The sequence below is a fragment of the Hymenobacter profundi genome, assembly GCF_019334315.1.
GTDB lineage: Bacteria > Bacteroidota > Bacteroidia > Cytophagales > Hymenobacteraceae > Hymenobacter > Hymenobacter profundi.
The window spans coordinates 25,713-45,080 of sequence record NZ_JAHWGL010000030.1 but is presented as its reverse complement, the minus strand read 5'-3'; the positions used below and the strand labels follow the sequence as shown (position 1 = coordinate 45,080).

Sequence of the window (19,368 nt, the reverse complement as noted above, 5' to 3'; positions counted from 1 at the left end):
TACATCTCGACCGCGCCCTCGCCAACGCTTAGTAGGTAGCCATGGCGCGGGGCTGTGCCCCGTGTCTACTAATCGCAGGCCTCCGGCCTGCCGTCGTCTGCGCCACTAGGCCTAGTGTTCTAGCGGTGCAGGCCGGAGGCCTGCGATTAGTAGACACGGGGCACAGCCCCGCGCCATATTCGCCTGTCTATAGCTTGCCACTGTATCATCCTAACAACTATCCGTGAATACCCTCGTCTGCTCCGCGCCTACCCAACTCGCCTATGAGCACCGCCCCGCCCCTACCCTACGGCCCGGCGATGCCTTGCTGCGCATCCGGCGCATTGGCATCTGCGGCACCGATTTGCACGCGTTTGAAGGCACGCAACCCTTCTTCTCCTACCCCCGCGTACTGGGCCACGAGCTGGCCGGCGAGGTAGTAGACCCCGGCGACGCCACCGATTTTCAGGTAGGCGAGGCCGTTACGTTCATCCCCTACTTTGGCTGCGGCACGTGCATAGCCTGCCGGCGCGGCCTACCCAACTGCTGCGTGCAGATGCAAGTATGTGGCGTGCACCTCGACGGCGGCATGACCGAACTACTGGGCGTGCCCGCCGCCGCGCTGGTTCACGGCAACGACCTCACCTTCAATGAGTTGGCGCTGGTGGAGCCGCTGGCCATTGGGGCGCACGGCGTGCGCCGGGCTGGGGTGCAACCCGGCGAGTTTGTGCTGGTGGTAGGTGCTGGCCCCATTGGGCTGGGCGTGATGGAGTTTGCCCGCATTGCCGGCGCGCACGTTATTGCTCTCGACCTCAATGAGCAGCGCCTCGACTTCTGCCGCTCGGCCCTGGGCGTGACGCATACCATCAACGCCGGCGATGCAGACGTGGCCGAGCAACTCCGCCACATCACCCACGGCGACATGCCCACAGTAGTCATCGACGCTACAGGCAGCCAACGGGCCATCAACAATGTGTTTCAGTACCTGGCTCACGGCGGCCGTTTTGTGCTGGTAGGCTTGCAGAAGGGCGATATCAGCTTTTCGCACCCCGAGTTTCACAAGCGCGAGGCCACGCTTATGAGCAGCCGCAACGCCACCCGCGCCGATTTTGAACACGTGCTACACGCCATGCACCAGGGCCTGGTGCAGCCTACCACCTACATCACCCACCGCGTGCCGTTCGGGCAGGCCAAGGACGTGTTTGCTAGTTGGCTCGACCCCGCCACGGGTGTTATTAAGGCTATGATAGAAGTGGAATAAGCCCTCCTCCGCAAGCCAACTACGGCATGTTCACGGTAAGATGTATCACATCCCAAAGCATATAGCCTATAGCTCTTTAGCGGGCATAGCTACGTTGGGGGTAGCGGGCGGCGGGCCGGGAAAAGCATCGGTGTCGGCAGGGTCTTCGCGTAGCTTTTTGCCGCGCAGCTGAAGCAGGAAAATCAACCCCAGAATGAAGAACACGATGAGGGCGAGGATGCTGTTGCGCATGGAGCCCGTAATCTGAGCAATAACGCCGAAAACAGCCGTACCAATCACGATGCTCAGCTTCTCCGTCACGTCGAAGAAGCTGAAAAAGGCGGCTGTATTGGGAGTATTTTCAGGGATAATCTTGGAGTAAGTGGAACGCGACAGGCTTTGCACGGCGCCCATGGTAAGGCCAATCACCGAGGCCAGGGCGTAGAACGACCAGCCGGCCTGTACGAAGTAACCCGCAATGCAGATGAAAGCCCAGATGACCACCGACCAACTTAATGCACGCGTGTTGCCAATGCGCTCTGAGAGCTTAGCAAACAGGTAGGCGCCTAGAATGCCTACTACTTGCAACAGGAGAATAGTGACAATCAGGGCAGTGCTTTCGAGGTGCAACTCTTTATCACCGAAGATGGTGGCTACGTACATCACCGTTTGCACCCCCATGTTGTAGGTGAAATAGGCCAGCAAGAAAATCTTGAGATTGGGGAGCTGCTTGAGTTGGTCCCATACCTTGCTCAACTCGTGGAAGCCATTAAGCAGCCAACCCGAATCGGAGGTGGCGCCGGCTGGGCGGCCGGGGTCGGCGGGAAGCGAGAAGAATGTGATTTGGGCGAAACCAGCCCACCAGATACCCGTCAGCAAAAAGCTCAGCCGCGTGGCAAAGGCCTTTTCAATACCCAGCGCTTCGTTGAAGGTGACTAGCAACAGGCAGATAACGAGCAACAAAACGGAGCCGATGTACCCCATTGAGAAGCCCCGCGCCGACAAGGAATCGTACTGTTCTTCCGAAGAAATAATGGGCAAATAGCTGTTATAGAATACGATAGACCCTGAAAAGCCGATGGTGGCCGCGATAAAGATGAATGTGCTGAGCGTGAGCGTTTCTGGGGTGAAGAAGTACAATGCCGCGCAAGAGGCAGCTCCCAGGTAGCAAAACACCTGCATGAACAATTTCTTACGTCCGGAGAAGTCGGCTAGCGACGTCAGAAAAGGACTGACCAGAGCTATCAGCAGGAAGGCAGCCGAAATGGCGTACGTCAGCAGCGACGAGCCGGGCACTTCTACTCCTAAGAAATTGACAACGTCCGTTTTAGGACTTAGCTCCTCTGTGATGCTGCCCCAATAAATGGGAAAAATGGAACTGGTAATTACCAGTGGATACACCGAGTTGGCCCAGTCGTAAAACGTCCAGCCACGGGTGATGCGCTTGTCGTCTTTGGGTACGCTCTGAAAGCCCGCATCAGGGGCAGGAGTAGCGGTAGTGCTCATAAAGAGAGATTTAGGGTAGGCTCGAGCAAGGTAACGGGAATTCCTGGTTGAGGTTGGCGAGCTTAACGGCGCGGCAACTGCGGAAAGTTCGCGCGCACCATACCAGCGTATTCGGCTTGAGCAAAAGCCGCTTGGTCGCGAATAGTCTTTGCTTGCAGAATGCGCCTTACTAGAGCTTGCGGCGAGCCACATTTTGCTACTTCTCTTGCTAAGTCAGCTTTCGACATCGTAGTAATGTCCATATCGGCCAGCGAGTCGTGGCTCTCGATGTGGGCTAAATGCGTACGACGGCGTTCCAGCTTATACTTGCGGTTGAGGCCACATAATTGAATAGTTGCCTGGCCGCGTGACGTCTTGGCTACTGCCACGGCTCGCCGAAACCCGATATGTATAGCCGGATCGTCGTAGACGGGATGCAGCAACAGCGGTTGCTCCTGCGTCAGCGCGTCATGATGAGAGTAAGCCCGCCCCGACGGATGATTAGCCAAAGGAAAATAATTGCGTTTGTGCCCGCCATTGCACCTTTTACAGGTGAAGAGCAAGTTGTCCCACTCATACGCCAGCCAGTAATAACCCGGTTTTTCCAGTGGCAGATTAGGACCTTGTTTGAAGCCATTTTTGGGACGGTAGTGCTCTACCTCGCCGTAGCCGACAGCCAGCAATTTGCCTTCACAATAACAGCACTTTTCTTTCTGTGCTTTGATGAGCTTTTGCTTTACCGTAGCGTCATTATACAATGTAGCCGGCACATTCAGTATACGGTTACCGGGGGCGCGGCAGCCGGCTGCATTCGCATCGTAGCGAACTTCCAACGCTTGCTTGGCCGCCGCTACGCTGGCCGTTTTGAGAATAGCTGGCGCAACGGATGACTTCTTTATTCGAATCATTACACGGAGCGCAGCTTATTTGGACGAACCAGCTCCCAGGCGCTCCGTTATCTGACGCAGCAACTCCGCTTCCTCTTCTTCGTTGCCCGTACTACCCATTGGTTGGCCTTCCAGCTCCAGCGTCAGAGCATCCAATTCCTGACGCTCTTTAGCGGTAAGCTTTTTCTTGTTGAGTAGTATTGCCTGGCGTTCTAGCTTCTTCTCTGTTTCCAGGGAGCGGGCAGTTTCTAAATTGTAGAAGCTGCTGGTCAGAATCTGGTCGACACGCCAGCCGCGCACGTCTTCTACATCAGTTACTACCACCGTTTGGTCACCTTCGCGTTTCAGTAACACTACGTTAGCCCCTTCATCACCAGCCGCTTGTACTACTAAGGGACTGTGCGCAGTGGCAATAAACTGGGTGTTCTTGAAGATGCCACTCAGAAATCCCAACAACTTGCGCTGCCAGCTTGGGTGCAGATGCAAGTCGATTTCATCAATGAGCACGATAGCCGGCTCTTCCAATGGGTTCTTGCTGTCAGGGTAGCGGAGGAAGAGCTTACTGGCAAAATCGGTCAGCCATACTACCAAGGTTTGGTACCCCAGGCTCATGTCGCGCAGACGCACCCAGCCGTAGGGGGTTTCCAATTCCAAGTATTGTTGATGCCCTTTGCTGGAAATTCGAATATCAGTTACGTCGGGCAGGACTAGCAGTAACGCTTGCCGCACTTGCTCTAACGCTTTGCCTGCTTTCTTATCCTGTTTGAGTGAACTGTATTCCATTTGCAGAAACCATTCTTCTGGGTTTAGCAAGTCAGCACGGTCATCAAATAGGCTAGTGTAGGAGTCAGAAGTATCTGGTGTTTCAGTTAAGGTAGAATTACCAATTGTTCGCCCAGCACCATATCCGTAACAAAGCAGGCTAACAAGATTGTATGGAATAGACGACCATCCTCTGCCTATCGAATTGCTACCTATATATCTTGCTGTCATATTATATGATGCTATAGAAACTGGATGACTATGCTGAAATACATCTCCTACGCACGCTTCGCACCAAAACATAGCAACTTTAAAGTCGGGGTTGTTAGTAATTGATGACGGTAATCCCCAAGTTGTATCCTTCCTAATCTCATTATTACTTTGACGGCCATTTCTAATAGCAGGCCATACCTTCCATATTTTAGTATAAGCAGGTTCAGCTTCAGCAGACTTAGACACCCCTAATTCTTTCCATAAATCAATTTGAATTCCATCTTCCTCTTTAGCTGGTTTAGGTAGCTTAGGAAATAATGAAACTCCCGCCAATGACTTCAACACCGTCGTTTTTCCTACTCCATTATCCCCCAGAATAATCGTCCACTGCGCCGGCCTGCCATCCGGGCGGGCGAAGGAAATAGTTTGCTTCTCGCCAAAGCTGCGTACGTTTTCTAGGCTGAGCGAGAGGAAATAAGCGGGCAGCGGGGTTTGCGTTTTTTCAGTCATAGCAGTGCAGCGAAGAGGGCCAAACTGCCCCAAGTTCGCAATTTGGTTTCAGTAGACAGAAAAGGATCAGTAAACTTATTAGTTTCCGCTGTCCGCTTCGCCACCCAGCAAAGCCGCGTACTGCGCTTCCGTATCTACGTCAACTGCCCCGGCGGGGAACGGCACGGTAGCTACCCACTCGGGGTGCTGGCGCAGCAGTTGCTGCGCTCCCGCTGCGTCGGGCAATGCTTGTAGCAAGGGCAGCACGCTTTCCCCAAACAACACCGGCACCCCACGCACGGAGCCATACTCAGTTGCCACAATGGGCTGCTGCGTGGCTAGCTGCGCCACTACCAACTGCCGCAGCAAGGTAGACGTAATGTGAGGCTGGTCGCAGAGCAGCACGAGGACGCTGGTTGGTGCTGGCTGGTGCTGTTGCAACTCCGCCAAACCTGTTTTCAGCGAAGCGCCCATGCCTGTTTGCCAAGTAGGGCAATGCACCGTTTGCACAGCTAGGTCTGCTAATTCCGGTAACAGCTCCTCGTGCAATGCGCCCGTTACGACAACAACCGGCCCCAGCACCGCTTCTACGGCCGTGGTAGCAGCTCGGCGTAAGAGGCTTTGTCCTTCGTATGGGAGCAACTGTTTAGGCCGCCCCAAACGAGACGACGAGCCTGCTGCCAGCAATAGTACGCCCACTACGGGCAGAGAAGAATCCTGACTTTCTGACACTAGCGTATTGATAGTCAAGGCCCCTACCCTCCCAACTCGCACACCGCCGATACGGCCGCGCTGGCGGCTAACTCTCCATCGGAAGCAATGCGGTGGTGAATGGGGTGCGGCGAGTCACGCAGGAATCCGGCCGGCCGGCCAGCCAGTACAGCTTGTATTTCGGCTACAATGGAAAGGGCAATTTCTTCAGGGGTTTCGCTACCCAGGTTTAGGCCGATGGGGCTGTGCAATCGTTGTTGCAGGCGCTGAGCGGCATCGGGCACATCCTTTTCCAATTCCTCCAACAAACGCAGATACTTTTTGCGCGGACCTAGCAGACCGATGTACGGCGTAGGCGCATTGAGCAAATGGCGCAAAGCAGCTAAATCGTAGTAATAATTGTGGGTCATGAGCAGGGCGAAGCTTCCGTCTTGCGGTAGGGTAGAAACCTGATCTACGGGTACTACATGCACCGCTTCGGCCTCGGGAAAGCGTGTGGCCTGCGCCAGTCCGGGGCGACCATCCACTACGCGCACGCGCCATCCTAGGGTAGCGGCCATGCGTACTACGGGTTTCACATCGTTGCCGGCCCCGAAAATCAGCAGGCGCACGGGTGGCCGCAGAATTTCCAAGCTCACACGTACTTGTCCTACTTCTGAGGGGTAGCTGCGGGTAGCCGGCTGGTTGTCGGTTAGCGCCTGCCGGGCATCGGCCAAGATACGCTCGTATAGTGCCGAGTGGGTTGGCAGGCTGCCTTGCACTGCGCCGCTGGTTGTGAGGAGCAGCCGCTCCCCTACCCTGACCGGGGCCGTGGAGGGGCCATCCAGGTGAAAAACAGTAGCGACTACAGCTGGTTCTTCTACCCCTTCCCACCAGTTGCGCAACAACTCCAATGGATTGCTGACATTGTCGAAAGCCAACGGCTCCAGCAAAATCTGCACGATGCCCTGACAGCCCAGCGCCGAGCCAAATTGTAGGTCGTCGTCGGGGTCGGTGGAATCGTAAGTGACGACGGTAGGCTGTTGGCGCTGGATGCACTGGCGGGCGCGGCGGCGGGCGTCGCCTTCGAGGCAGCCGCCGCTGATGGCACCCGTAAGCTGACCATCGGCCGTTACCAGCATGCGGGCGCCCGGCCGGCGGTAGGCCGAGCCAGCCAGATCAACCACCGTAGCCAGCGCGCACGGCCTATCCGCCGCGCGGTGCGCGTCGTAGGCGATGAGAAGGCGTTGGAGTTCAGTCATGGGAATACGTAACTTATATTGTCATCCTGAGCGGAGCGAAGGACCTTCTCACGCTAGAACGACAGTCGTAACAACGACTCGTTCTGCGGGCATAAGGTCCTTCGCTCTGCTCAGGATGACAAGCTTTTATATCTTTAAGTCTACGCCGAAGTGCGCAGGGCTTGCAGCATTTTGTCTGGCGTCATGGGGAGGCTGCGCATGCGCTTGCCGGTAGCGTTGTATACGGCGTTGGCAACGGCGGCGGCCACGCCTACAATCCCGATTTCCCCGATGCCCTTCACGCCCAGCGCATTAATGTAAGGGTCCTTTTCCGGCACAAACTCGATTTTCATGTCGGGAATGTCGGCATTGACAGGAATGTGGTACTCGGCCAGGTTGTGGTTGGTGTAACGGGCGTAGTTGGGGTCGCGGAAGGTTTCCTCCATCAGCGCCGAGCCAATCCCGAAAATGGCCCCACCATAGAGCTGGCTGGTGGCGGTTTTCAGGTTGAGCACCTGCCCTACCCCATGCACCCCTACCCAGCGCGTCACGCGGATGGTACCGAAGTCTGGATCGACCTCCACCTCGCAAAAGTGAGCGCCAAACGAGTGCATAGAGTGGCCCGAAGGCTTCTTTTCCTCACCCTTTTCGTTCTTACCACCTGGCTCCTCGGGGCTTCCAGCTGCGCCGCCTGCCGCAGCAAAATGCTTTTCCTCGTAGCCGGAGCCATACTTGCCCATCGCCATGCCCTCTATGTCGGTCATGCCGCTGCGCGAGAGGGCGGCCACCAAGGTTTCGCCTTTTTGCGGGTTCTTCTTCAGGAACATGCGGCCCAGCTCTACCTTCACATCGGTAGGCTTGGCCTTGTAGAGCGGTGATTTTTTGTCGCCTACGGCCATATCAATCACCTTTTTCCACAGGTCTTCGGCCGCCGCCATAATGGACGACGACACCGTGCCGGCTGCTTGCGAGCCGCCCGAACCGGGAGCCGTGGGCAGGCGCGTATCACCTAGCTCGAACCGCACTTTTTCGGGTGGTAGGCCCAGCGCGTCGGCGCCTACCTGCGTCATCACGGTCCAGGTGCCGGTACCCAGGTCGGTGGCGCCGCTCTGCACTACGGCGTGGCCGTCGGCGAAGAGGCGCACGCGGGCCGTGCCCTGGCTGCTGTGCACGGGGTAGGTAGCCGTTGCCATGCCCATACCTACCAACTTCTTACCCCGGCGGGTTTGGCCGGGCTTGGGGTTGCGCTTGCTCCACCCAAATAGCTCAGCGCCACGGGCGTAGCACTCTTTCAACGACTTGCTGGACCAAGGCTTTTCGTTGTCGCTGTAGTCTTTGTCGGCGTAGTTGAGGAGGCGGAATTGCAGCGGGTCCATGTTGAGCTGATGGGCCAGATCGTCCATGGAGCTCTCGAGCGCAAACGAACCGGGAGCCTCGCCAGGGGCGCGCATCCACACCGAAGTCATCACATTAGCACGGGCCAATTCGTAGCGGGCCGAGAAGTTCGGGCACGCGTACAGCATGTTCACCACCTTACTGTTCGACTCGGCATAGTTGTCCCAGGGCGAAGTCGTTGATTTTTTCTCGTGGATCATCGACACCAGTTTGCCTTCCTGAGTAGCGCCTATTTTCAGGGTTTGCTCCTGGTCTTCGCGGTGACCTACCGAGGTATACATCTGCGGACGCGTGAGCACCAGCCGCAACGGCCGGTTCACGGCGCGGGCCGCCAATACTGTCAGAATCGTGTGGGGCCAAAACGAGCCTTTGCACCCGAAACCGCCACCCAAGTGGTGCGTTATAATGCGTATCTGATCACGCGGAATGCCCAGCAGATTCGCCAAAGAACCCTGACTCATCGTGATGTTCTGGGTCGATTCGTAGACCGTCAGCCGGTCGCTACCCTCCCATACGGCGGTGGTAGCGGCAGGCTCCATGGGGTTGTGGTGGTTGATGGCGTGCACGTAGGTAGCCTCGTGCTTCACCGGCGCGCTGGCATAGGCCGTCTCGGGGTTGCCGCGCACCTTGTGCCCATCGGTCTTGCCGTTCTGAATCTTCTGCGGATCAAACAGATCAGCCTTCGGATCGTGGTAGGAGTCGATGGGCTTTTCCACCTGATACGATACCTTGATGAGGGCCGCCGCCTGGGTAGCGCGCTCCAGCGTGTCGGCCACCACCAGGGCCACAGGCTCACCGGCGTAGTGAATTTCGGCATCCTGCATGGGCAGGTACGACTGCGCCGCCTGCCACTTTTTCTCCTCCTTCAGGGTGCTGGGCACCTTGGCTGGCTTCGGGATATTCTGATATGTGAGAATGCTGATAACACCGGGCTCTTTGGCTGCTGCCGCGGTATCGATATTGGTTATCTTGCCTTTCGCTATATCGCTGGTTTTCAGCACGCCGTGTACCAGGCCATTCACCGGATACTCGGCCGAGTAGCGGGCGGCACCCATCACCTTTGCCCGACCATCTACGCGGTCCATGGGCTTGCCTACCGCATTAACGGGGGGCAGAGTAGGTTCAAAAAAATTGGTTTCCATATAGGTAGGGGCGCCTTGCAGGCGCCCGTTTATCGTTGCTGTTGCTGATGCGTCAATCCAAATCGTTTTTCGTGGTGGAGTGTGTGGCACTCGCCTTATACCGGACTTGTTCTACCGGTTTAAGGGCGCGTGCAACGCGCCCCTACCCCTTGGCGGCTACCTCGGTCAGGGCACGCACCAGCGTATTTTGCACCATCTCTATCTTGAAGGCATTGTGCTCATAAGGCTGCGCGCCACGCACCGCAGCGGCAGCCGCAGCCCGGAAGGTAGACTCGTTGGCAGGCTTGCCCACTAGCATCTGTTCCGCCTCTTTGGAGCGCCAGGGCTGGGCTCCTACCCCGCCCAGCGCCACCCGCGCCGAGCGGATGGTACCACCCTGCACATCAAGCCCCACGGCGGCCGACGTCAGCGCGTAGGCGTAGCTGGCCCGGTCGCGTACCTTCATATACAGCGACTTGCGGGCGTGCTCAGCCTTGGGCACCGTCACGGCCACAATCAGCTCGTCGGCTTCCAGGGTGTTTTCGATGTGGGGCGTTTTGCCGGGTAGGCGGTAAAACTCGGAGATGGGCACGCGGCGCTGCTTGCCCTTGGCGTTTTCCAGCGTCAGAACGGCATCTAAGGCAATGAGAGCCACAGACAAGTCGCCGGGGTAGCTGGTGGCAATGCAGGCATCGGAAGTACCCAGAATGGCCAAGTTACGGTTGTCGCCTTCCTTAGCGGGGCAGCCGGTGCCGGGCTCACGCTTGTTGCAGGGGAAAGCCGTATCGCGGAAGTAGGGGCACCGGGTGCGCTGCAAAATGTTGCCGCCAATGCTGGCCATGTTGCGCAGCTGCGCCGACGCCGCCAGCAGCAACGACTGCGAAATGGCTGGGTACTGCTCTACTATTAGTTTGTGCTCGCCCACGTCGCTCATGCGCTCTAGGGCGCCAATGCGTAGGCCGTCGTTGCTTTGTTCGATGCCCTTAAAAGGCAGCATATTCACGTCAATCAGCTGGTCGTGGTTTTCCACGTTCAGCTTCATCAGGTCGATCAGGGTGGTGCCCCCGGCAATAAACGCCGATGATTTATCGTCGCGTTTGGCCCCGGTGGCTTCTTTGGCCTTGGTGGCCTGGAGGTAGGAGAAGTTATTCATAATCAATTACGCCTTCATGCTTTTTTCAGCCTCCAGAATGGCAGCTGTGATATTGGGGTAGGCGCTGCAACGGCACAGGTTGCCGCTCATCCACTCCCGCACTTCGGCCTCGGAGCCAGCGTGGCCCTCCTTCACGCAAGCAACGCCCGACATAATCTGGCCCGGCGTGCAATACCCGCACTGGAACCCGTCGTGCTTCAGGAAAGCCTCCTGCATGGGGTGCAGCTTGTCGCCCTGGGCCAGCCCTTCTATGGTGGTGATTTCTTTGCCTTGGTTCATCACGGCCAGGCTAAGGCAGCTCACAATGCGGCGGCCGTCTACGTGCACGGTGCAGGCACCGCATTGGCCATGGTCGCAACCTTTCTTGCTACCGGTCAGGCCCATATACTCGCGCAAGGCATCAAGCAAGCTAACGCGAGGCTCCAGTTGCAGCGTGCGGACGGTGCCGTTCACTTTCAACTGCACCGGCGACACGCCCGCTACCTTTTTGGAAAGCGCCGTGAGGCGTTCGGCCTGGCTGATGAAGGGCGGCGCCATCACCAGACCCAGGATACCCCCGGCCTGCTTCATGAAATTCCGCCGCGAGCCATCGTTGGGCGTAACTCCGGGGTTAGTGCCGCTCTGGTCGGCCGGAGAATCGTTATACATCAGAAAGAAGAGTTTAATGAGAAATTAGGTGGAGGGGGCTACGCTCAGCAGGTAGCGTTGGCACATCCTACAACTGTTGCCGAAATGCGTTTGTTTGGTAATCGCTTACTTAGAATCTATCTTAATTAGCAGATTCACAATATTTTATATTTGAAAAGCAAGCAGCCTCTGGTCTACGGCTATGCCGAAAAGTTGGTTGCAAGCAATTAGATATCTGTTGCCTTATTGGTGGTTGGCAACTGGTATCTTTGTCGGCCGGATCTGCTTGTACCTGAGCAGTCGGCGGGGCGTAGCGCCCTACCTCTTTATCCCTCAGTTGCTTGCCCGTTCTTTTGTTTATGCCCGCTTCTTTTCTGCGCTTCTTTGGTTTGGCTACTTTGCTGCTGGCCGCCGCTTGTACCAGCAACAAAAACCTGGAGCAGGACAGCCCCCAGGTCAGCGCCGAGGTGGTAGCCCCTACCCCGCCAGCTGCCCGACCCAAGGCACGCCGCTTGGCGCAGCTGGATACCACGCATTTCTCGCCTCAGTTCATCCGTAGCTTTCAGGAAGCCAACAAGGCCGAAACCACCTTCGACGTGCACGGCGGCTGGCTCCTGCTCAGCTCCACCGACTCCGTAGCGTTTCCAGTGGCCGAGCTGCCCGCAAACGCGCCCGTGGTATACGCCGCCACCGATAAGGGCCGTGCGTATCGGCTCACGCTCACGCGCCGCAACTATTCTACGGTGCACTACGTGGCTGAAGCGCGCCAGGGCAGCAAGCTCCTAAGCCGCCAAACCGGCCTGGCTGACCTGAATCCGAGCTTCTTTGCAGGCATCGAAATCCCAAAGGATAGCGAAACGGGCCTACCCTATAGCGGCTACGAGTTTCAGGCCACCGCGCCTCAGCAACAGGGGTTTGCTGTCCTCATTGGCCGCAGTCAGGATGCCGACAAAGCGCAGGTATACGGTGGAACTCAACCGCAGCAAAGCGCGTGGCACAACCTGCCTACCCTGCGGCGGCAGTAGGGTGTTGGTTGTGGGATGTGAGTTATTAGCGAAAAAGGCGTCTGTCATCCTGAGCTTGCGAAGGACCTTATCACGCATGAACGACCATCGTAACAACGACTCGTTCTACTGGCATAAGGTCCTTCGCAAGCTCAGGATGACACGCGCTTTTTATTCACAAACTCACAACTCTCTTACAACTCCTCAGCCGGGTGCTTGTCTTTACGGCGGGGCTGTAGCAGCTTGGCAATCAAGCCAGTCCAGCCAGTTTGGTGACTAGCGCCGAGGCCGCTGCCTGTATCGCCGTTAAAGTACTCGTGAAACAGGAGATAATCCTTGAAATGCGGGTCCGTTTGTAGTTGCTTATTGTCGCCTAGGGCCGGTCGCTTGTCTTCTGCGTTGCGCAGAAACAGGTTACTCAGGCGCTCCGTCAGGGCGTCGGCCACGGCTAGCAGCGATACATACTGGTTGGAGCCCGCGGGATATTCTACCACGAAGTCGTCGCCATAGTAGTGATGAAACCGCTGCAACGATTCGATAATCAAGAAGTTGACCGGAAACCAGATAGGTCCGCGCCAGTTGGAGTTGCCCCCAAACAGGTCCGACTGCGACTCGCCCGGCTCGTAGCCTACGGTGAAGCTCTTGCCGTCGGCCTTGTACACGTAGGGGTGTTCTGCATGGTAGCGCGAGAGGGCGCGCACGCCATACTCCGAAAGGAACTCCGCCGTATCTAACATGCGGGCCAGCAGGCGCTTCACGCGGTGACCGCGCAGCAAGGATAGCAGGCGGGTAGCGCCCTCCCCCGGCTGCTGCCAGTGCGACACCAGCTTGGCCAGATCGGGGCGGTGAGTCAGAAACCAGTCCATGCGCTCCTTGAAACGGGGCAGCTCCTGCAACATATCATCATTGAGTACCTCCACGGCAAACAGCGGAATCAGCCCTACCATGGAGCGCACCTTCAGCATCTGGCGGCCCCGGTCGGGCGAGTTCAACACGTCGTAGTAGAACTCGTCCTCTTCGTCCCAAAGCGAATAGCCGCCTCCTACCTTGGTCATGGCCTCGGCGATGTAGAGGAAGTGCTCGAAGAACTTGCTGGCCATGTCTTGGTACACGGGGTTGGTGCGGGCCAGCTCCAGGGCAATGCGCATCATATCCAGGGCAAACATGGCCATCCAACTGGTGCCGTCGGCCTGCTCAATGAACACGCCCTTGGGCAGATCGGCGCTCCGGTCGAACACGCCAATGTTATCGAGCCCCAGAAAGCCACCCTCAAACACGTTGCGATTTTCGGCATCCTTGCGGTTCACCCACCACGTAAAGTTTAGCAGCAATCGATGAAATACCGACTCTAAGAATTTCGTATCGCCTTTGCCACCTCGGTTTTTCTGATCGATTTTGTACACCCGCCACGTGGCCCAGGCGTGCACGGGCGGGTTCACGTCCTCAAACTTCCACTCGTAGGCGGGCAGCTGGCCGTTGGGCTGCATGTACCAGTCGCGGGTGAGCAGGCGCAGTTGCTGCTTGGCAAACTCCGCATCCAGCACCGCCAACGGCAGGCAGTGAAACGCCAGATCCCAAGAGGCATACCAGGGGTATTCCCAGGTATCGGGCATCGAAATGATGTCGGCGTTGTTGAGGGTAGTCCAGTTGTGGTTGCGGCCCTCTTTGCGTTGGGGTGGTGGCGGAGGTAGGGCCGGGTCGCCCTCCAGCCACTGGCGCACATTATAATAGTAGAACTGCTTGCTCCAGAGCATGCCCGCATACGCCTGCCGCTGAATGTTGCGGGCGTCGTCGCTGCGCATATCGCGCTGCACTACCTCGTAATACGCATCAGCTTCTTCGCTGCGCTGCTGTACCAAGTTATCGAACTCCGCAAAAGGCTCGTCTATGTTAGGTGCTGCCAAGCGCAGGCGCACCACGCGCTCATCACCAGCCGGAATGGTTAGGGAGTAGCGCACGGCGGCTTTGGTGCCACGTTGCGCTGGGTTTATGGCTTGCTCGTGCCCGTACACCACATAATCGTTGATGCCATCCTTGAAATATTGCGCATCGGAAGGGGCGTTGTAGAGGCGCTGGGTATTGGTTTCGTTGTCGCAGAACAGCAGTTCGGGCTCACCATCGTAATAGAGGCGCCGCTCACCCAGTTCCCGATGGTTGATGGTGATGCTGCTACCTTCCTCAGCTGCCTGCAACTGCGGGCGGTAGTCGTCGTACCCCCACGCCCAAGTATTCCGAAACCATAACTGGGGTAGCACCTGCACGGTGGCTTCCTCGGGGCCGCGGTTGCATACTTTTAGCTGAACCAGAATATCTTCCGGGCCGGCTTTAGCATACTCAATGAAGACATCGAAATACCGGTTTTCCTTGAAAATGGCCGTATCCAGCAACTCAAACTCCGTTTTGTGCCGCCCCCGGCGCGCATTTTCCTGAACCAGCCACTCATACGGAAACGCACGTTGCGGATACTTGTAGAGCATCTGCATATAGGAGTGCGACGGCGTGTTGTCGAGGTAGTAATACAACTCCTTCACGTCCTCGCCGTGGTTACCCTCGGGGCCGCTCAACCCAAACAACCGCTCTTTCAGAATAGGGTCTTGATCGTTCCAGAGCGCCACTGATAGGCATAACAGTTGGTCATCGTCGCAGATGCCGCCAATGCCATCTTCGCCCCAGCGGTAGGCCTTGCTGCGGGCCATGTCGTGGGTGATGTAGTTCCAGGCGTTGCCATCGGGGCTATAGTCCTCGCGCACCGTGCCCCACTGCCGCTCCGAAAGGTAGGGGCCAAACCGCCGCCAGGGTGTTTCGGGATTGTCGATTTGGGCCAACCGGTGGTGTTCGGGGCTCTGTTCTTTTGTGGTCATACTACTTCAATTGCCGATTTCGCAAGTATGTACTGCTCCATCACATTCCAAACAATGGCCAGTGATGGAGCAGTAGCAGGTCAGCAATGATGGTTAGCCATTATCGGCAAAGCCGGGGTAGAGAGTCATACCGCCATCGGCAAAAAGGGTAGTGCCCGTCACGTAATCCGACTCGTCGGAGGCCAGCCAGGCGGCTACCTCCCCAATGTCGTCGGGCTGCCCAATGCGGCCGTATGGAATCAGTTCCAGCAGTTTGTTAAGTGCTTTCTTCGTGCCCCAGGCTTCTTCGTTGATGGGCGTCTGAATCGCGCCCGGCCCAATGCTGTTCACTCGGACTTTGTGTGGCGCCAACTCCTGCGCCATGCTTTTCATCATCAGCATGATGCCGCCCTTCGACGTAGCGTAGTTGACGTGCCCGGCCCACGGAATTACCTCGTGTACAGAGCTCATGCAGATGATTTTGCCAGCTGCCTTCGAAATTTCTGGTTGCACGCCGCGCTTCACAAATTCGCGGGCAGCTTCGCGGGCACACAGAAACTGACCCGTCAGGTTTACGTTGAGGACAGCATTCCACTCGTCCAGGGTCATATCCAGAAAGCTGGCATCTTTCTGAATACCAGAGTTGCTGACCAGGATATGCAGCGTGCCGTAGCGCTTCTTAATATCCTCGAACATCGCCAACACCTCGGGCTCTTTGCTCACATCGGCACGCACAGCGTAGGCCTCGCCGCCTATTTTTTCGATGGCCGCCACGGTTTTATCGGCGCCTTCTTCGTCGCTGTGGTAGTTCACGACCACTTTGGCGCCGTCGGCGGCCAGGGCCAGGCATACCCCTACCCCAATGCCCGAACTGCCGCCCGTTACCAGTGCCACCTGATTGCGCAACCGTGGTTGTGCCTTCATTTCTATAGCCATATGCAAAGTCAAAAAAAGAGAAAACGGAATAATCCGTAGACTGCTAAATGACCCCGCAGGTTACAGGAATGTGGTAAACAGCTCAATAGTTGCCACTGAAAACGGGCCGTTTGATTCGCGGCCTTAGCGGCTACGGTAGAGCTATGCGCTTTCTAATTTGCCGTTTGCAACTCTACACTTTTTTATTTGACAATCAGCAACCTCTGTCTAACCGCTGCTTGTCCGGCAATCTGAATTTCAAGTATATACAGCCCCGCCGGAAGTGCCGCCAGCGAGTGTGTAGTCGTACCAGCAGCAGCGTATCCCATATACACCACTTGCCCGGCCCCATTTATAATCTGAAAGGTGGCAGCAGCAGCCAGATGCAGCGTCAGGTGCTCTCCTATCGGGTTCGGGAAATAGACAGCCGGCTTTTCTGATGACAGCGCCGCGATGGAGCGCGTGGGCGTATTGGTGGCGTGTTCGTCTGTATCGATCTGCCGCAGCCGGTAGGTAGCCGCTTCGTCACCAAGGGTAGTGTCAAGGTAGCGATAAGCCTGCGCCTGTGTGGTGGTACCATGGCCAAGTAGGCTGCCCAGCATCGTGAATGTTTTATCATCGGTACTGCGCCACACTTCAAACCGCGCACTGTTCAGCTCCGTGGCCGTAGTCCAGCGCAACAGCGCCCCAGTAGCGCAACGTTTTGCTGTAAACGATGTTAGCTCAACTGGTAATGGGTTTTCAGAAACAACAGGACTGGTGCTAGCCAGTGCAAACCAACTGAACGAGGTGAACTCACCTGACGTAACGGTGCCGCTACTAGCGGTACCCGAGTAGGCACTTCGGCCGATATTACTCCAGGCGTTGTTGTTATTCTTAGCAATGACGAGGGAACTAGCTTCGGGAGCATTCACAAAATCATCAGCGCCATAGCTTACCGTCACGGTACCGGTAAAATCGCCGGCAGCCGGGGCGGGCGTGGGCGTGATTTCGAAATAGCGCACCCGACTCACTCGCGTCAGGCCACCGCTCAAGCTGCCTATACCGCCTTCTTCTACCTGCGTGGCTGTGAAGGTGGTAGGCGAGGCCAACTTTGTGATGGTAAGCACAATCGGCCGATACATATTGCCCCGAACTCCTACCCTACCCAGTGGGAACCGCAGATAACCAGCGCCATTAGCCACACATGCCACTGGCCCGTTGATAAAGCTGTCTGCCGATCCTCCGCTCGTTGTGCCGCCCGCCGCCAGCGTCAACGTATTGACGGTGCTGGTAATAAGCGGCCCCGCCGTGAGTTGCAGCGTGCCGTTTACCATCACAGGTGTTGCCAGCAGCACCCCACTGGGATTGTTTATTTGCAGCGTTACGCCAGCGCTCAGGTAGCTGTCGGCTCCTACAGCGCCAAGGGTAGCCCCGCTGATGGTTTGGGGTAGTACGCCATTCAGTACCAATTGGCCCTTAGCCGGCGCGCTCGTATTGGTAGGTGCAAAGCGTAGCGCACCTTGTATATTCAAGTTACCGGCTATTTTCAACTCTCCCGTTACGTTGGGCGCAAATACCACTCCTGGCTCAATTACCAAGTCGCCCCGGATGGTTAGGGCAGTGCTGCTGCCTGTATAGCTGGTGATATTGGTGGCGGCAGGATTGGCGCGCAGCACCAGCGTAGGATAGCTGCGCTTACCTATGGAGAGAGTAGTGGAAAACGTGGTGTTGGAAAGACGAAATTCCCAACGGCCGGCCTCGGTTCCGGTAACAGGCGCTATGTTTTCTACTACCGTTGCGTGCCCGCGGTTGGTGTAGTGCTGATAGGTACCGCCATTGTAGATATATACGGTAGGATTGCTGCCTTCTACTGTTAGCCCCGCGCCGGAGCTATTGCTGTTGCCGGTGCTGTTCGTGACAGTGCCTTTGTTGTAAATGGCTAGGGCTACCTCGTTTGCGGTGCTACGCGCTAATCTCAGGGCACTGCCATTGGTATTGAGCACGGGTATCTCGAAGCTAATAGCTTCCCCACCTCCCGGATTGACCACCAGCGACTGAATGGAAACGGCAGGCTCTACCGTGGCAACGGTGGTGGTGGCAGATTGTAGCAGTACTTTGTATCCAGCCGTTACAAACGTGTGGTCCAGCACCACATCGGTGGCGGTAGTAGGCACCGCGTCGTTGCTCCAGTTGGCCGCATCAAACCAGTAGTTGGTGCCCGCACCGCCGTCCCAGCGCACGGTCTGGGTGTTTGTAACCGGCGCATTAGCCATTCCCGAAACAGCTACTCCGGCCGAGGTAGCACCACTGGTATTGGTAATGGTGCCCGCAATAGTACCAGCCGTGGTGCTACGCAGTACTACGTATACCGTAGTGGTCAGACTACCCCCCACCGGAGCGCCGGTAGTGACGGACGTGGTATAGGGTCCGCCCGAAGCCAGGGCCACAGCATACCCTGTCGGCGCGGTGACAGTAATGGCGGCACCCAGGCCACTCCCCGTAAGGGTATAGCTCTGTTCATCCGAATCAACGCCGGTCGTGGTTACAAAATTAGTAAGAGCAGAGGGCGATGCGGTTAGCGTGGTACCGCAGTTGTTGGCTGGTGCGCTGCTATTGCGTGGGGCTGGCGTGCCCGCTGTGAAATCGTTCTGGTTGTTGTCGGTGTCGGTGCAGCCGTTGCTGCTTCTGCCAACACTTAGCACAGCACTCGACGCTGGCGTAGGCTGATTACCTTCAGAATCGTTCGTTCCGTTTCCGTAGCCCACAAAATCCACCACGTTGCTTCCCGTAGAACCCGTTACAACCGTGGCATTGTTTGCCAAGGCTACCTTGCCAGCAGCCATGGCCATACTGATTGCTCCTGTTGCATCCGGCGCGGGCAAATTGGCGCCAACACTTCCACCGCTAGCCAGTTGGATTAGATAGTAACGACCAGGGGCAATGGTACCCGTAAGGCTAAAGCTTGCCGAAAAATTGCTGGTCGAAGCCGCATACTGCAGCGTCCAGCCACTCAAGTCAACGGTGGTGTTGCCACGGTTGAACAGCTCCACAAAATCGTTCTTGTAAGTAGCCCCACCATTACCGCCGCCGCCATACACTTGACTTATTACGATGGAGGAACTGACAGCCGGTCGGGCGCTGTGCGTTTGCTGCGCCCAACTGTGCAAGGGCGCTGCTGCGAGCAGCCCTACCAGCACAAATACTATTTTCTGGTACAGGCATCTTTGCTGCACCACACGGATATTCATACTGTAAAAGGATTAATTACCAAACACAAACAATAGATACCAAGCTATTTATATACATACAAAAGATGATCCAACAGTATTCAGCAAGACGCTCATT

The 19,368-nt window shown here is 56.8% G+C and carries 13 protein-coding genes; 2 read left to right on the top strand and 11 right to left on the bottom strand.

Annotated elements, in window-relative coordinates:
* Positions 1 to 223 precede the first annotated feature (223 nt).
* Positions 224 to 1,240: a zinc-binding alcohol dehydrogenase family protein gene (locus KYK14_RS09490; RefSeq protein WP_219158635.1), complete on the top strand. Its 1,017-nt coding sequence runs from the start codon at positions 224 to 226 to the stop codon at positions 1,238 to 1,240.
* A gap of 66 nt (positions 1,241 to 1,306) precedes the next feature.
* Here the strand turns inward: KYK14_RS09490 and KYK14_RS09485 are convergent, their stop codons facing one another.
* The 8 genes from KYK14_RS09485 to KYK14_RS09450 form a co-directional block, all read right to left on the bottom strand.
* On the bottom strand, positions 1,307 to 2,725 hold the full coding sequence (locus KYK14_RS09485) for an MFS transporter (RefSeq protein ID WP_219158634.1): 1,419 nt from the start codon (positions 2,723 to 2,725) through the stop codon (positions 1,307 to 1,309).
* Positions 2,726 to 2,787: 62 nt separating this feature from the next.
* The gene (locus KYK14_RS09480; RefSeq protein ID WP_219158633.1) at positions 2,788 to 3,612 is read right to left on the bottom strand and encodes an HNH endonuclease family protein; all 825 of its coding nucleotides are present in this window, start codon (positions 3,610 to 3,612) and stop codon (positions 2,788 to 2,790) included.
* A 15-nt stretch (positions 3,613 to 3,627) separates the two neighbouring features.
* Positions 3,628 to 5,076 (bottom strand): AAA family ATPase, encoded by a 1,449-nt coding sequence (locus tag KYK14_RS09475; RefSeq protein ID WP_219158632.1) that lies wholly within the window; start codon positions 5,074 to 5,076, stop codon positions 3,628 to 3,630.
* Positions 5,077 to 5,154: 78 nt separating this feature from the next.
* The gene (locus tag KYK14_RS09470) at positions 5,155 to 5,787 is read right to left on the bottom strand and encodes a nucleotidyltransferase family protein (protein WP_219158631.1); all 633 of its coding nucleotides are present in this window, start codon (positions 5,785 to 5,787) and stop codon (positions 5,155 to 5,157) included.
* A 23-nt stretch (positions 5,788 to 5,810) separates the two neighbouring features.
* Positions 5,811 to 7,007 carry an XdhC family protein gene (locus KYK14_RS09465; RefSeq protein ID WP_219158630.1) on the bottom strand — a complete coding sequence of 399 codons (1,197 nt, stop codon included), beginning with the start codon at positions 7,005 to 7,007 and terminating at the stop codon, positions 5,811 to 5,813.
* 140 nt (positions 7,008 to 7,147) lie between these two features.
* Positions 7,148 to 9,523 carry a xanthine dehydrogenase family protein molybdopterin-binding subunit gene (locus KYK14_RS09460; protein WP_219158629.1) on the bottom strand — a complete coding sequence of 792 codons (2,376 nt, stop codon included), beginning with the start codon at positions 9,521 to 9,523 and terminating at the stop codon, positions 7,148 to 7,150.
* 142 nt (positions 9,524 to 9,665) lie between these two features.
* The gene (locus tag KYK14_RS09455) at positions 9,666 to 10,655 is read right to left on the bottom strand and encodes an FAD binding domain-containing protein (RefSeq protein ID WP_219158628.1); all 990 of its coding nucleotides are present in this window, start codon (positions 10,653 to 10,655) and stop codon (positions 9,666 to 9,668) included.
* Between the two features lie 6 nt (positions 10,656 to 10,661).
* Positions 10,662 to 11,303, bottom strand: a complete 642-nt coding sequence (locus tag KYK14_RS09450; RefSeq protein ID WP_246601771.1) for a (2Fe-2S)-binding protein — start codon at positions 11,301 to 11,303, stop codon at positions 10,662 to 10,664.
* Positions 11,304 to 11,641: 338 nt separating this feature from the next.
* On the opposite strand from KYK14_RS09450, the gene KYK14_RS09445 reads away from it, so the two are divergent.
* The gene (locus KYK14_RS09445; protein ID WP_219158627.1) at positions 11,642 to 12,307 is read left to right on the top strand and encodes a hypothetical protein; all 666 of its coding nucleotides are present in this window, start codon (positions 11,642 to 11,644) and stop codon (positions 12,305 to 12,307) included.
* A gap of 173 nt (positions 12,308 to 12,480) precedes the next feature.
* Here the strand turns inward: KYK14_RS09445 and KYK14_RS09440 are convergent, their stop codons facing one another.
* From KYK14_RS09440 to KYK14_RS09430, 3 genes are all read right to left on the bottom strand, one after another.
* A complete protein-coding gene (locus KYK14_RS09440) occupies positions 12,481 to 15,147 on the bottom strand; it encodes an MGH1-like glycoside hydrolase domain-containing protein (protein ID WP_219158626.1) in 2,667 nt (888 codons plus the stop codon).
* A 93-nt stretch (positions 15,148 to 15,240) separates the two neighbouring features.
* Positions 15,241 to 16,050, bottom strand: a complete 810-nt coding sequence (locus KYK14_RS09435; RefSeq protein ID WP_208306472.1) for an SDR family oxidoreductase — start codon at positions 16,048 to 16,050, stop codon at positions 15,241 to 15,243.
* 194 nt (positions 16,051 to 16,244) lie between these two features.
* Positions 16,245 to 19,271 carry a lamin tail domain-containing protein gene (locus tag KYK14_RS09430; protein ID WP_219158625.1) on the bottom strand — a complete coding sequence of 1,009 codons (3,027 nt, stop codon included), beginning with the start codon at positions 19,269 to 19,271 and terminating at the stop codon, positions 16,245 to 16,247.
* Positions 19,272 to 19,368: the final 97 nt, after the last annotated feature.